Raw genomic sequence first — 12375 nt, 5'->3', positions numbered from 1 at the left:
GGTGGGTCTCGCCGCGGCACTCCGCGGCCGGAGTCAGGCCGGGCCGACGCGTCGACGCGCGACCAGGTGCAGGCGGTCACCGGACAGCGTGGGCGACAACGTGGCGTTCGGCTCCCAGGGCGGGTCGGTGCGGGGACCGGGGGCGTCGAACAGGGCCACCACGTCGAACCCGGTGGTGTCGAGCAGGTACCGCAACTCGGCGGGGAACAGCAGCCGCCAGGCCGAGGTCTGCACCAGGGGTTGCGGGCAGGCCGGCCAGGTCCAGACCCGTTCGCGGCGCAGCAGCTGCCCACCGTGGTCGATCCACAGCCGCGTGCCGGACGTGTACGGGACGCCGCGCCAGGTCACGGTGCGGGTACGGGTGCCGTCGAGGAGTTCGGTGTTGCCGAGGAAGAACGCCCCGTTGCGCATCTCGGCCAGCAGCAGCCCACCGGGGCGCAGGTGCCGGTGGCAGCAGCGCAGGAACGCGGTCAGGTCGGCGTTGGTGTGGCAGTACAGCAGCGCGCTGTCCAGGCAGGTGACCACGTCGACGGGGCCGGCCAGGTCGAAGTCCCGCAGGTCGGCGTGGACGAACCGGACGCCGGGGTGGCGACGCCGCGCGTAGGTCAGCATCGGCACCGACGTGTCCAACCCGACGGCGGCGTAGCCGAGGGTGGCGAGGTGCCCGACGTCGCGGCCGGTGCCGCAGCCGACGTCGAGCAGCCGGGGCGCGACGTCGGTGCGGTCGGCGAACCGGCGTACGACGTCGTCGACGAACCGGGCGGCACGGTGACCCGGGTCGGGGAACTGCTGTTCGTACAGTTCCGGGTTGTCGGTCAGGAGGTTCCCGTCGCTCATGACACCCCCACCGGGGCCCGCGGGGGCACGGGCGTGCGGGGGCCGTCGAGGCGCAGCAGCCACACCGCGCCCGCCGAGGCCATCCCGACGGCGGCGGTGAGCAGCCACGCCGCCGGCGGCACCCCGGTTGCCGGGGCGGTGCCCACCGCCGCGCCGACGGCGGCGGTGCAGCCGGCGGCGAGGACCCCGGACACCAGGTAGAACAGGCCGAAGTAGGTACCGGTCAGCCGGGGGCCGGCGAAGGCGGGGATCAACTCCAGCACGAACGGCTGGGCGATCATCACCCCCAGGGTGAGCAGCACCGCCGCGGCCAGCACCGGCACCAGCCGCAGCACCGGCGACGACGACTCCACCCGCAGCAGCGGCAGCAGGAACCCGGCCCCCATGACCGCCATCCCGACGGTGATGCTCGCCCCACGGTGCCAGTGGCCCTGCAGCCAGACGGTCAGCGGCAGTTGCAGGGTGAGCGTCACGGCGGTGGAGACGACGAACAGCACGGCGACCGCCACCTGCTGCCCGGTGACGTGCTCCGCCTGCACCGGCAGGATCAGGTACAGCTGGGTCTGCAACGCGAACATGCCGGCCAGGGCGACGCTGAAGGCCAGGAACCGGCGGTCGGTGAGGCCGGTACGCCAGTCCTGCCAGAGCGTCGCCTCGGGGGAGGTGGCCGGGGTGGCGGGCAGCCAGACCGCCTGCGCCACGGTGAGTACGGCGAACAGCCCGGCGGCGGTCAGCGCGGCGGCCCGGAAGTCGACCAGGAGCAGCGCCGAGCCGAGCAGCGGCCCGAGCAGAGCGCCGGCACTGGCGAAGACGGTGAACAGGGCGAACGCGTCGGCCCGCCGGTCGGCGGCGGCCTGCGCCACGTAGCTGCGTACGGCCGGGTTGAACAGCGCCCCGGCCAGTCCGGACAGGATCGACGCGGCCAACAGCACCGGCAGTGCCGTGCCGAGGGCGAACAACCCGAAGCCGACGGCGCGCAGGGCACAGCCGGCGATGATGACACCTCGGGCGCCCAGCCGGTCGGCGGCGGAGCCACCCAGCAGGAACAGGCCCTGCTGGCTGAGGTTGCGCACGCCGAACACGATGCCGATGACGGCGGCGGAGAGGCCGACGTCGTCGGCCAGGTAGCCGGCGAGGTAGGGCAGCAGCAGGTAGAAGCCGACGTTGACCCCGAACTGGTTGACCACCAGCAGCCGGATCGGCAGCGGGAAACTGCGCAGGGTGGACCACGTGTTCATCGGGCCGCCCGCACGCCGAGACCGGGTGCCCCGCTCACCCGCAGGACGCCGTCGTGGCCGCCGATGCCGGTCCACGGATCGTCGGCGAGCAGCAGGTGCCCGTCCAGGTCGATCCAACGGGCGTCGCCGGTGAGGTGCACCGCCGGTGCGATGCCCAGCGAGCTGGCCACCAGGCAGCCCAGCATGAGGTCCATGCCGTGGGCCCGGGCCGTGGCGGCGATCTGCCGGGCGGCGTGGATGCCGCCGCACTTCGCCAGCTTGACGTTGATGCCGGCCACCGTGCCGACGAGGGCGTCGACGTGCGCCGCCGTGGCCGCGTCCTCGTCGGCGATGACCGGCACGTCGGTGCGCGCGCTGATCCAGCCGAGCAGCTGCGGGGTGCCGGGCGCGATGGGCTGCTCGACGGCGTCGATGCCGTACGGGCGTAGCGTGTCGAGCAACCGCACGGTCTGCTCGGGGGTCCACGCGCCGTTGGGGTCGAGCAGGAGCCGTGCCTGCGGCAGTGCGGCGCGGACGGCGGCGACCCGGGCCACGTCGGCGGGGTCTCCGCACTTGACCTTGACCAGTCGGAAGCCGCGTCGGGCCAGGTCCCGCGCGGTGGCCCCGGCGTGGTCGGGCGCGACGAGACCGATGGTGTGGGCCGTGGCCGCCGGGGTCGGGGCGGGACGGCCGAGCCACCGGTGCACCGGCTGTCCGGCCCTGCGGCCCAGCAGGTCGTGGACGGCGGCGTCCAGGGCTGCCAGCACACCGGTGGGCAGCTGCGTGGCGAGTGCCGGTAACTCCGCGAGCAGCACCTCGGGTTCGCCGCAGTCGCGCACCCGGTGCCGCAGCCCGGGCAGCAGCCCGAGGATGGCGACCAGGTCCGGTCCGTAGTAGACGCTGGTCACCACCTCGCCGTGCCCGGTGACGCCGTCGTGGGACAGGTCGAGTTGGACGGCGTCACGGCCCGGCATCGTCGCCCGGGAGATCCGCAGCGGTTCCCGCAGCCGCAGCGGGTAGCTGTGCCAGTCGAGCCTCATGCCGGCACCGCCAGGCGGCGCAGCGGATCGAGGACGGTCCGGCAGCGGCTCCACCGGGTCACCTCGACGACATCCGGGTACGGGATCTCGATCGGATGGTCCGGAGCCGGGGCGAACAGCCCGTGGCGGGCGCAGTACGCGTCGTCGAAGATCGAGTCGAGGTAGCGGTGCGGGCCGTCCGGGAAGATCGTCACCACCCGGGCACCGGGCTGCATCCGGCAGATCCACGCGGCGACCCGGGCGACGGCCCCGGTGCTCCAGCCGCCGGTGACGAACGCCGCCCGGGCCAACCGGCGGCAGGTGTCCACCGCCTCCACCGGGCCGACCCAGTGCACCTCGTCGAAGGCCGCGTAGTCGACGTTGCGGGGGAAGATGCTGCTGCCCAGCCCGCGCATCAGCCGGGGCCGCGCGGGCTGTCCGAAGATCGTCGAGCCGACGGTGTCGACCCCGACCAGCCGCATCCCCGGCCAGTACCGGCGCAACGCCCGGCCCAGACCGGCACTGTGCCCACCGGTGCCGACGCTGCACACCAGCACGTCCACGGCCTCGACCTGGCCGGTCAGCTCCTCGGCGAGGCTGCGGTAACCGGCGGCGTTGTCCGGGTTGTGGTACTGGTCGGGCCAGTAGGCGCCGGGGATACAGGCCAGCACCTCACGCAACCGGTCCAGGCGGGCCTGCTGCCAACCACCGACCGGGTGCGGCTGCGCCACCACCTCCACCGTCGCCCCGTGGGCCGCCAGCAGCGCCCGCATCGGCCGTTCGATCTCCCGGTCCACCACGAGGACGACCGGGTGGCCCAGGGCCTGCCCGGCGAACGCGAGACCGAGCCCCAGCGTGCCGCTGGTCGACTCCACCACGGTGCCGCCCGGCCTCAGGTCACCGCGCCGCCGGGCGGCCCGCAACATCGCCACCGCGGCCCGCGCCTTCATGCCCCCCGGGCTCAGGTACTCCACCTTGGCGTGGAACCCGCCGTGCGGGTGCGGCAGCGGGGTGTCGACGAACGCCACCGGGGAGCGTCCCAGCAGACCCAGCAGGTGCGGCGCGCGGGCGGCGGGCACGGAGGCGGTCAGCACGGCGACCCGGCCGCGGCACGGTAGCGGTAGACCGTCGTCGCTGCGCCGTCGAGCCAGAAGAACGGGTACGGCTCGGCGGACACGCCACTCAACCCCGCGCCGAGGAAACACGGCAGGATGGCGCTGCCGGTCTGGGCGAAGGCCACCATCGGCTTGCCGGTGGTACGGGCGTGCCGCAGCAGCGGCGCGAACGTGTCGTTGCCCAGGGTCATCCCGGACACCAGCAGCGCGTCGCAGCGTTCCAGCAGCACGGCGGCGTCCGGCAGGCACGGCTCCCCCCACTCCGTGCTCCCGCCGGCCCGGTCGCACGGCAGGTAGCCGACGCCCCGGTCCCGCAACTGCGCCAGCAGGGAGTTCACCACCCCGACGACCAGGACCCGCTGACCCGGCACCACCGGCAGCAGGTCCACCACGGCGGCGGCCCGGGCGGTCGACTTGGCAAGCGACGTCCCGGCCGGGATGGTCACCCTGTCGCAGGCGGTCTGCGGGTGCGGTCGGACCGTGGCGAGGTAGGCGTCCAGGGCCGCGACACGCACCGCCGACGCCGGGTGGGTGAGCAGTTCGGCGACGCTGCGACCGACGCATTCGTGGGCGACCTCGTCGGTCGGCTCGTCGGGTTCCGTCGCGCACGAACCGACGGCGGCGTCCACCCGCAGGCTCAGCACCTGGTTGCGGTAGCCACGGGCCCGGCCGGCATGCCGGGCGCCCTGCCGGGTGGTGAACGCGACGGTGACCTGCGCGGTGGCCGGGTCGGGGCCGAAGCGGCCCGCCCGGACCGCGTCGATCAGGTCCGGCACCGACGTGACCGGCCCACCGGTGTCCACCGGGGTCACGCGCGGGCTCCGGCCAGCTCGTCGACGTACCGGACGCCGAGCCCGGCGACCAGTGCGTCGGCCCGGACCCGGGCGCCGGGGCCCGTGGTGTCCACCGTCATGACGTGACCGAGGTAGTTGTTGTTGCTCACCGCGTCGCCGGTGCGGTGCCCGGCGGGCTTCACCGCCCAGTCGACCACGTCGGGAGCGGCAGCCAGCGCGGTCACCCCGTCGATCCCGGCGACGGTGCCGGCGCGGGGCGGGAGCAGGAACGCGATGGCGGCGCTACGGACACCCGTGTCGGCCACCGTGACCTGCGGCTGCTCACCCACGGCCAGCCGGGCGTACACCATGGGCAGGTCCACCCCGGTCGCCCGCCGCACCAGTTCGGTGATCTGGTTGCCCGCCGGGCGGGGGTTGATCTCCACCACCCGTGGCCCGGCGGCCGTCAGTCGCAGCTCGGTATGCGCCACCCCCCGGTCGAACCCGACCGCGGCGAGGGCGGCGACGGCCATGTCACCCACCGCGCCGGCCGTCGCGGCGTCGAGCGCGGCGGGGAACATGTGCCCCGTCTCCACGAACCACGGCGCACCGGCAAGGCTCTTGTCCGTCACACCCAGCACCGTCGTCTCCCCGTCGACGGTCACGGTCTCCACGCTGACCTCCGGCCCGACCAACACCTCCTCCAGCAGCACCAGCGGTGAGCGCTGCTGCCCCCGGGCGTTGACCGGGAACCCGCCGAGGGCGTCGAACGCCTCGCGTAGCTGGGTCCGGTCGGCCACCAGCCGGACGAACATCCCGGCGCACAGGTCGACCGGCTTGACGACCAGCGGGAAACCCAGCGCGCGGGCGGCGGCCTCGGTGCCCGCCCAGTCCCCGGTGACGGCGAACGCCGGGCCGGGCAGGCCGGCCGCCTGCATCCGCTGCCGCGCCAGGTCCTTGCGGTAGGCGCACTCGACGGCTTCCGGCCGTGCGCCCGGCAGGCCCAGGTCCGCGGCGAGCCGGGCCACGGTGCCGAGGTAGTAGTCGCAGGACGTGACGACACCGTCGAACCGCAGCACCTCGTGCAGCTTCCGTACGTGCGGCAGCAGCCGTTCCGGATCGTTGGTCTCGGCGGTGATCACGTGGTCGGCGTCGAGCAGCGGATGCGTTCCGGTGCCGCCGCCCTGGCGCAGGTAGTGGTGCAGGTTCCTGGTCAGGAACGTGAACCGATGTCCTGCCTCCCGGATCGCCCGGGGCAGCAGGGTGCTCATCGCACCGACCCAGCTCTCGACCAGCAACACATGACCCACCGCGCACTCCCGACGCTCGACGACTCGGACGAGCAGACGATAACGGTTCCCATTACCAATAGCTAGCGACACGCCCCGGGATGTTCGCCTGTGGAGCCGATCGAACCCGGAGCGCCGGCAACAGCGGGCAGATGCCATCGCGCGAACACCGCCGCCACCCACAGCGACCCAAGGACTGCAAAATGCGTAACTTGCCCGGTTTGTCCTCGTTCATTCGTTGACGGCTGCCGCCACATCACGCAGGCCCGTCATCCATCTGAACGGGGGAAATTGGTGAGGACCGTCCTGCGAAGAACCACGAGCGCCGCCACGGCGCTCCTGGTGACCGGCCTGGCAACCCTGGCCCTGGGTACGCCGGCACTGGCGGCACCGGGCGACGCGAGCGCCCGTGGCGTCGTCGTCGACCTGTCCGCCGAGGTGGCCGGGATTGCCGTGATCAGCGCCGACGCGACCGTCGGCACCGCCACCGCGCCGGCCGCCGGGGGCACCGACACCGAGACGCTGCTGGCGATCTCGGTGCCCGGGGCGGTCGGTGTGACCGCCAGCGGCACCGTCGAGGAGGTCACCGCCACCCGGGCGGCCGACGGATCGTCGGCGTCCTCCAGCGTCAACGGGCTCAACCTGACCGTGCTCGGCATCGACGTGCTGGACGCCGCCGAGGTCACCGCCACCGCGGTCTGTCCGCAGGTCGGCGCGACCAGCGCGGACACCACGCTCGTCGGGCTGGAGTTGTTCGGCTCGGCGGTGACGCTGACGGCGAACACCCCCGCCGTCGTGGGCAGCGCGGCGGTGGTGGTGCCGGGGCTGCTGGACGCGAGCCTGAACGCCTCGTTGACCCGGGTCGAGACGACCACCGCCACCGGCGCGACCGCGATCACGGTGCGGGCCGTGCTGACCCTGTCGGGCAGCATCCTCGGTGTTCCGACCACCATTCCCGTCGGCACCGTCATCGTGGCCGAGGCGCTCTGCGAGCGTCCGCCGGCGGCACCGACCACCGCGACGATCACCCCCGACGAGGGCCCGCAGTCGGGTGGCCAGACCGTGACGATCACCGGCACGGGCTTCATCCCGGGTGGCACCACGGTCACCTTCGACGGGGTGCCCGCGACCGACGTCACGGTCGCGCCGGGCGGCACCTCCCTGACGGCCGTCACCCCGCCCGGCGCGGTCGGACCCGCCGAGGTCGTGGTCGGCACGGTGAACGGCACCGCCGCGCCGCTGGGCTACACGTACCTCGCCGACGGCAGCGCGGCCACGATCACCGGCCTCACGCCGACCTCCGGGCCGACCGTCGGCGGCACCACGGTGACGATCACCGGCACCGGCTTCACCGGGGCGGCCGGCGTGGACTTCGACGGACTGCCCGGCACCGGGTTCACCGTCAACCCCGCCGGCACCACGATCACCGTGGTGACGCCGCCGAACCCGGCGGGCCCGGCCCTGGTCGAGCTGGTCTTCCCGGCCGGTCGGGTGACCGCGCCGACGTTCACCTACCTCGGGCCGACGATCACCTCGATCGTCCCGGACACCGGGCCGACCGCCGGCGGCACCACGGTGACGATCACCGGCACCGGCTTCACCGGGGCGACCGGCGTGACCTTCGGCGACACCCCGGGCACCAACGTCACGGTCAACCCGGGCGGCACCTCGCTGACCGTGGTGACCCCGCCCGGTCAGGTCGGCCCGGTGGACGTCACCGTGCTCCTGCCGGGCGCGGACGCGACCGCCCAGGACGGATTCACGTACGTCGCAGCGGCACCGACCGTCGCGTCGATCACCCCGAACACCGGCCCGCAGGCGGGCGGACAGACGGTGACGATCACCGGCACCGGCTTCGTGCCCGGTGACACGACAGTCACCTTCGACGGGGTGCCGGCCACCGACGTCACGGTCGCCCCCGGCGGCACCTCCCTGACGGCGGTCACCCCGCCCGGCGCGGTCGGACCGGCCGTCGTGGTGGTGACCACCGGCGGCGGCACGGCGGCACCGCTGGGCTACACCTACCTCGCCGACGGCAGCGCCGCGACCGTGACCGGGCTGACCCCGACGAGCGGGCCGACCTCGGGTGGCACCACGGTCACCATCACCGGGACCGGGTTCACCGGAGCGACCGGGGTGACCTTCGACGGGGTGCCCGGCACCGGGTTCACCGTCAACCCGGCGGGCACCACGATCACCGTGGTGACCCCGCCGAACGCGGCCGGGCCGGCGGACGTCCGACTGGTGTTCCCCGCGGGCACCGCCACCGCTCCGGTCTTCACGTACGTCGCACCGACGATCACCTCCATCGTGCCGGGCACCGGACCGACCACCGGCGGCACCACGGTGACCATCACCGGCACCGGTCTCACCGGCGCCACCGGCGTGAACTTCGGCAACACACCCGGCACCAACCTGGTCGTGAACCCGGGCGGCACCTCGCTGACCGTGGTCACCCCGCCCGGCTCGGCGGGGCCGGTGGACGTCACCGTCCTGCTGCCCGGTGACGACGTCACCGCACCTGACGGGTTCACCTACGAACCCGTCCCGCCGCGCATCGACACCGTCACCCCCGGACAGGGGCCGACCGGTGGCGGCACGACAGTGACGGTCGGTGGCTCCGGGTTCGTACCCGGCGGCACCACGGTCACCATCTGCGGCACGACCATCCCGGCCGACCAGGTCACCGTGTCGCCGGACGGTCGCTCGCTGACCTTCCGCACACCGCCCTGCGCGGCCGGTGACACCACGGTCGTGGTGAGCACCGCAGGCGGCACCTCGAACGGATCCACCTTCCGCTACGTCGGGGGGATCCTGCCGGTGACCGGTGACGCCGTCGCCGCGCCGCTGGCCGTCGGGGTGCTGCTCGCCCTGCTCGGCGTCGTCCTCGTCGTGCTGACCCGCCGCCGGCACCGCGCCGGCCGCACCGGCTGACCGGACGTTCCCGGCCAGGGTCCGACCGGACCCTGGCCGGGAGCGACGCCGCCCTTTCCGGTACGCGTGCTTCGCGCGCCGCCGGGGCAGGGCGGTTCGTCATGCCACGGTGCACCCGCCGCACGGCGTCCGCTCGGGCTGCACGGTCGAGGGGGCCGTAGGCCGGTCTTCGAGGGCGTCGAGGTAACCGGCGAAGCCGTGCGGGGCCCGACCGTGGTGGCGGGCACTGGTGCGTACCGCACAGCCGGCGTCGGTGACGACCCGCATGGCCTGCCGCCGACCGCGTTCGACGAGGTCGTGGTCCTCACCGTGGCGCAGGTCGGCGAAGCCGCCCAGCCGCTCGTACGCGATGGCGGCGCAGCCCAGGTTCGCACCGTGGACGTGCCGGTGGCCGGTGCCGGTCAGCCCCTGCCGGTACCGGGCCTCGTACCGGTCACGGACCTGGGGGGTACGGGGCGTCCAGTCGGTGACCCGTACCGTCCCGACCAGCAGGTCGGTGCCGGCACGGGCGTGACGCAACTGCCAGCCGCCCCACCGCCGGGGTACCCGGCTGTCCGCGTCGGTGGTGGCGAGCCACAACCCCTGCGGGCCGTCGCGCAGCGCGTACGCCATGCCGGCGGCGCGGGCCCGGCCGACGTTGCGGGCCCGCACCGTCAGCACGACGACGCCGGCCCGTTCGGCGACGGCGGCCGTGGCGTCCCGGCAGTCGTCGGCCACCACGATCACCTCCGAGGGCACCGGCAGCTGCCGCAGCGCGTCGAGGACGGAGGTCAGGCAGCCGGGCAGCAACGCCTGCTCGTCGTGGGCGGGCACCACGACCGCCATCCGGTTCACCACAGGCCGTCGGCCTGGGCGACGGACCTGGCCGGCGGCGGCACCCGCAGGAACACGTCGAGCAGGAAGTCGGCCTCCTCGTGCCGTGCCGTCCGCGCCAGGGCGTCCACGCCGGCGAGCAGCCGGTGCACGTCGTCGCCACTGCGGGCGTGCTCGGCCACCGGCGGCCGCCAGTGCACGGCCACCAGCGTGCCGCCGGGTTCGAGCGAGTCGACCGTACGGGCCACCAGCAGATCCAACCCGGCGTCGTCGAAGTAGTAGCCCAGCTCGGAGAGCACGATCAGGTCGAACCGGTCGTCCGCCACGGCCGGCCACTCGTCGGGGACCCGCATCCGCTCCACCCGGACGTGCGGCTGCTCCGCCAGCCGCCGTCGGGCGCTCGCCACCGGCGCGGCGGCGATGTCGACCGCCAGCAGCCGGTCGCACCGCGGGGCGAGACGGCGGGTGAGCATCCCGGTCGAGCACCCCGGTTCGAATGCCGACCGGTACCGCCGGCGCGGCAGGCAGGCCACCGTCACCTCGTGCTTACGCTGGTCGTACCAGCGGGTTTCGAAACTCCACGGGTCCTCCGCGCCGGCGTACAGGTCGTCGAAGTAGCCGGCCGGGGTGCCGCCTGGGGTCATGGCAGGAACACCGTTTCGTAGGGGCGCGCGAAGCGGGCGAGGACGTTCGGGGGAAGGATCGCGGCGTCGGCGGGTGCCGGCCCCAGCGGCAGCACCTGACTGCGGAAGGCGTCGATCGCGGTCAGCTTGGCCGCTCTGGCCGCCCCGGTCAGGTCGATCCGGCGCGCGCGGTGCCACGGCACGTCGGGATGGTCGGGTCGGGCCCAGTGCCACGTCCACACCGGGAACTCCACCAGCGTCGCGCCCGTACGCCGGCAGGCGGTCGCCGCCGCCCGTCCCACCGCCTCGTGGTCCGGGTGTCCGTCGCCGCGCCACGTCGTGACACACCACCGCCCCGGCACCAGCCGGCCGGTCAACGCCTCGGCAAGCGCCGGCTCGTCGACACCGCCGTCGGGATGCCCGAGGTGGTCGATGGCGGTGGGGGCGACCCCGAGCAGTCCGCAGGCCGTGACCGTCTCGGCCCGCCGGATCGCGGCCAGCGTCGCCCGCGGGTGGACCGTGGAGTCCGGATGTGACGCTTCGCCGTCGGTGACGACCGCGATCTCGACGTCGCCGGCGAGCATCGCGACCAGACCGCCCACCCCGAGCACCTCGTCGTCGGGGTGCGGGGCGACCACCAGCGGCGGCACCGTCCGCACCCGGTCGTCCAGCGCCAGTACGGGCCAGCCGGCCGGTGCCGGCCACGCACGCCAACTGCTCTCGTCGGTGCCCGCGTCGACGATCGGCCTCACCATCCGGGGTCCCCGACCGCCGCCGCCAGCTCGCCGAGGTGGGCCAGGTCCGCCTCCGCGTGACTCTGCCGCAGGTACACCGTCAGGTCGGCGACCCGGCGGGCATGGTGGGCGTCCTGGCACAGCGGGCCCGCCCCCAAGGCCCGGCCGACCCGGTCGACGACCGTGGTGGCGGCCGCCTCGACGGTGGCGCGGACCTGGTGGGCCAACCGGTCGGCGTCCCCGGTGGGGTTCGCGTCGATCTCGTCGGCGGCGGCGAACAGGACGCTCCGGGCGGCGGTCAGGGCCGCGTCGACCGCGCCGAGGTGCGCCAGGGCGTGCGGGCCGAGACGGCGGTGCCGCGCCGCGGTGTACAGGGTGTCGGCGACCCCGACCGCCCCGCCGTACCAGCACGCCGCCACCCCCAGCCCGCCGTGCCAGAAACCCGGCCGCGCGGTGTAGCTGCCCGGTCCGCCCACCGCGACGGCGGTCACGCCGTCGAAGCTGACGGTACGGCTGTCGCTGGCGGCCATGCCGACGGCCGGCCAGGTGTCGGGCAACGCGGTGACCCCGGCGGCGTCGACCTCGACGGCGAACAGCCGGATGCCGTCGTCGGTGGTCGCGGTGACCAGGGCGTGGGCGAGCAGACCGGCCCCGGAGCACCAGGGCCGGTCACCGGTCAGCCGCCACCGGTCGCCGTCGCGGGTCGCCGTGACCGACGCCGGCACGGCCGCCCAGACACCCCACGGCTCACGACGCCGGTCGGGGTCGGTCGTCACGCCGAGTTCGGCGAGGATCGCCAGGGCATCGGCGTGCCCCTCGCCCAGCCGGGCCAGGGGCAGGTCGGCGCGGCCGAGTTCGACGAACCGCAGGAAGCGGTCACGGGTGCGGCCGCCGCCGGGCAACGGCAGGTCGAGCAGCCCGGCGAGCACGGCCGACCGGAACGCCGTACCGGGGTCGTCGCCGTCGGGGCTCACCATGGGGTGCCCGCCGCCCGGGGCGGGTTCCCGGACCGCACCGGATG

The 12375-nt window shown here is 74.6% G+C and carries 11 protein-coding genes; 1 reads left to right on the top strand and 10 read right to left on the bottom strand.

Annotation, left to right across the window (positions count from 1 at the left end):
* Positions 1 to 33 precede the first annotated feature (33 nt).
* From ACN261_RS20895 to ACN261_RS20870, 6 genes are read right to left on the bottom strand one after another with little or no spacing between them, the layout of a single operon-like run.
* Complete coding sequence (locus ACN261_RS20895; protein ID WP_363658224.1) at positions 34 to 837, bottom strand: class I SAM-dependent methyltransferase; 804 nt, start codon at positions 835 to 837, stop codon at positions 34 to 36.
* Entirely contained in the window at positions 834 to 2075 is a 1242-nt protein-coding gene (locus ACN261_RS20890; RefSeq protein WP_425851698.1) for an MFS transporter, read from the bottom strand. The genes ACN261_RS20895 and ACN261_RS20890 overlap by 4 nt, the downstream gene beginning before the upstream one ends.
* Positions 2072 to 3094, bottom strand: a complete 1023-nt coding sequence (locus ACN261_RS20885) for a dipeptide epimerase (RefSeq protein WP_425851696.1) — start codon at positions 3092 to 3094, stop codon at positions 2072 to 2074. Before ACN261_RS20885 ends, ACN261_RS20890 begins: the two co-directional genes overlap by 4 nt.
* Positions 3091 to 4167, bottom strand: coding sequence for a PLP-dependent cysteine synthase family protein (locus tag ACN261_RS20880; protein WP_425851694.1), 1077 nt, complete (start codon positions 4165 to 4167; stop codon positions 3091 to 3093). The genes ACN261_RS20885 and ACN261_RS20880 overlap by 4 nt, the downstream gene beginning before the upstream one ends.
* The gene (locus ACN261_RS20875) at positions 4161 to 5000 is read right to left on the bottom strand and encodes a Rossmann-like domain-containing protein (protein WP_363658232.1); all 840 of its coding nucleotides are present in this window, start codon (positions 4998 to 5000) and stop codon (positions 4161 to 4163) included. The genes ACN261_RS20880 and ACN261_RS20875 overlap by 7 nt, the downstream gene beginning before the upstream one ends.
* The gene (locus ACN261_RS20870; RefSeq protein WP_425851692.1) at positions 4997 to 6271 is read right to left on the bottom strand and encodes an ATP-grasp domain-containing protein; all 1275 of its coding nucleotides are present in this window, start codon (positions 6269 to 6271) and stop codon (positions 4997 to 4999) included. The genes ACN261_RS20875 and ACN261_RS20870 overlap by 4 nt, the downstream gene beginning before the upstream one ends.
* 321 nt (positions 6272 to 6592) lie before the next feature.
* On the opposite strand from ACN261_RS20870, the gene ACN261_RS20865 reads away from it, so the two are divergent.
* Positions 6593 to 9184, top strand: coding sequence for an IPT/TIG domain-containing protein (locus tag ACN261_RS20865; RefSeq protein WP_425851690.1), 2592 nt, complete (start codon positions 6593 to 6595; stop codon positions 9182 to 9184).
* Positions 9185 to 9283: 99 nt separating this feature from the next.
* On the opposite strand, the gene ACN261_RS20860 is transcribed toward ACN261_RS20865, so the two are convergent.
* The 4 genes from ACN261_RS20860 to ACN261_RS20845 are packed head-to-tail and all read right to left on the bottom strand — an operon-like array spanning position 9284 to position 12331.
* Positions 9284 to 10009 carry a glycosyltransferase gene (locus ACN261_RS20860; RefSeq protein ID WP_421481364.1) on the bottom strand — a complete coding sequence of 242 codons (726 nt, stop codon included), beginning with the start codon at positions 10007 to 10009 and terminating at the stop codon, positions 9284 to 9286.
* Positions 10010 to 10014: 5 nt separating this feature from the next.
* Positions 10015 to 10641, bottom strand: coding sequence for a class I SAM-dependent DNA methyltransferase (locus ACN261_RS20855; protein ID WP_425851688.1), 627 nt, complete (start codon positions 10639 to 10641; stop codon positions 10015 to 10017).
* Entirely contained in the window at positions 10638 to 11375 is a 738-nt protein-coding gene (locus tag ACN261_RS20850) for a PIG-L deacetylase family protein (protein WP_425851686.1), read from the bottom strand. Before ACN261_RS20850 ends, ACN261_RS20855 begins: the two co-directional genes overlap by 4 nt.
* Positions 11369 to 12331 carry an acyl-CoA dehydrogenase family protein gene (locus tag ACN261_RS20845; RefSeq protein WP_425851684.1) on the bottom strand — a complete coding sequence of 321 codons (963 nt, stop codon included), beginning with the start codon at positions 12329 to 12331 and terminating at the stop codon, positions 11369 to 11371. The genes ACN261_RS20850 and ACN261_RS20845 overlap by 7 nt, the downstream gene beginning before the upstream one ends.
* Between the last annotated feature and the right edge of the window lie 44 nt (positions 12332 to 12375).

This window comes from Micromonospora sp. WMMD723, from assembly GCF_049863385.1.
Classification (GTDB): domain Bacteria; phylum Actinomycetota; class Actinomycetes; order Mycobacteriales; family Micromonosporaceae; genus Micromonospora; species Micromonospora wenchangensis.
Note: the sequence above shows the minus strand (reverse complement) of the source record. Positions and strands in the feature narration are given on the sequence as shown.

Bases quoted from the DNA above. Each gene is read 5' to 3' on its own strand.
- ACN261_RS20895 (WP_363658224.1), bottom strand. From the start codon at position 837: ATGAGCGACGGGAACCTCCTGACCGACAACCCGGAACTGTACGAACAG.
- ACN261_RS20890 (WP_425851698.1), bottom strand. From the start codon at position 2,075: ATGAACACGTGGTCCACCCTGCGCAGTTTCCCGCTGCCGATCCGGCTG.
- ACN261_RS20885 (WP_425851696.1), bottom strand. From the start codon at position 3,094: ATGAGGCTCGACTGGCACAGCTACCCGCTGCGGCTGCGGGAACCGCTG.
- ACN261_RS20860 (WP_421481364.1), bottom strand. From the start codon at position 10,009: ATGGCGGTCGTGGTGCCCGCCCACGACGAGCAGGCGTTGCTGCCCGGC.
- ACN261_RS20855 (WP_425851688.1), bottom strand. From the start codon at position 10,641: ATGACCCCAGGCGGCACCCCGGCCGGCTACTTCGACGACCTGTACGCC.
- ACN261_RS20850 (WP_425851686.1), bottom strand. From the start codon at position 11,375: ATGGTGAGGCCGATCGTCGACGCGGGCACCGACGAGAGCAGTTGGCGT.
- ACN261_RS20845 (WP_425851684.1), bottom strand. From the start codon at position 12,331: ATGGTGAGCCCCGACGGCGACGACCCCGGTACGGCGTTCCGGTCGGCC.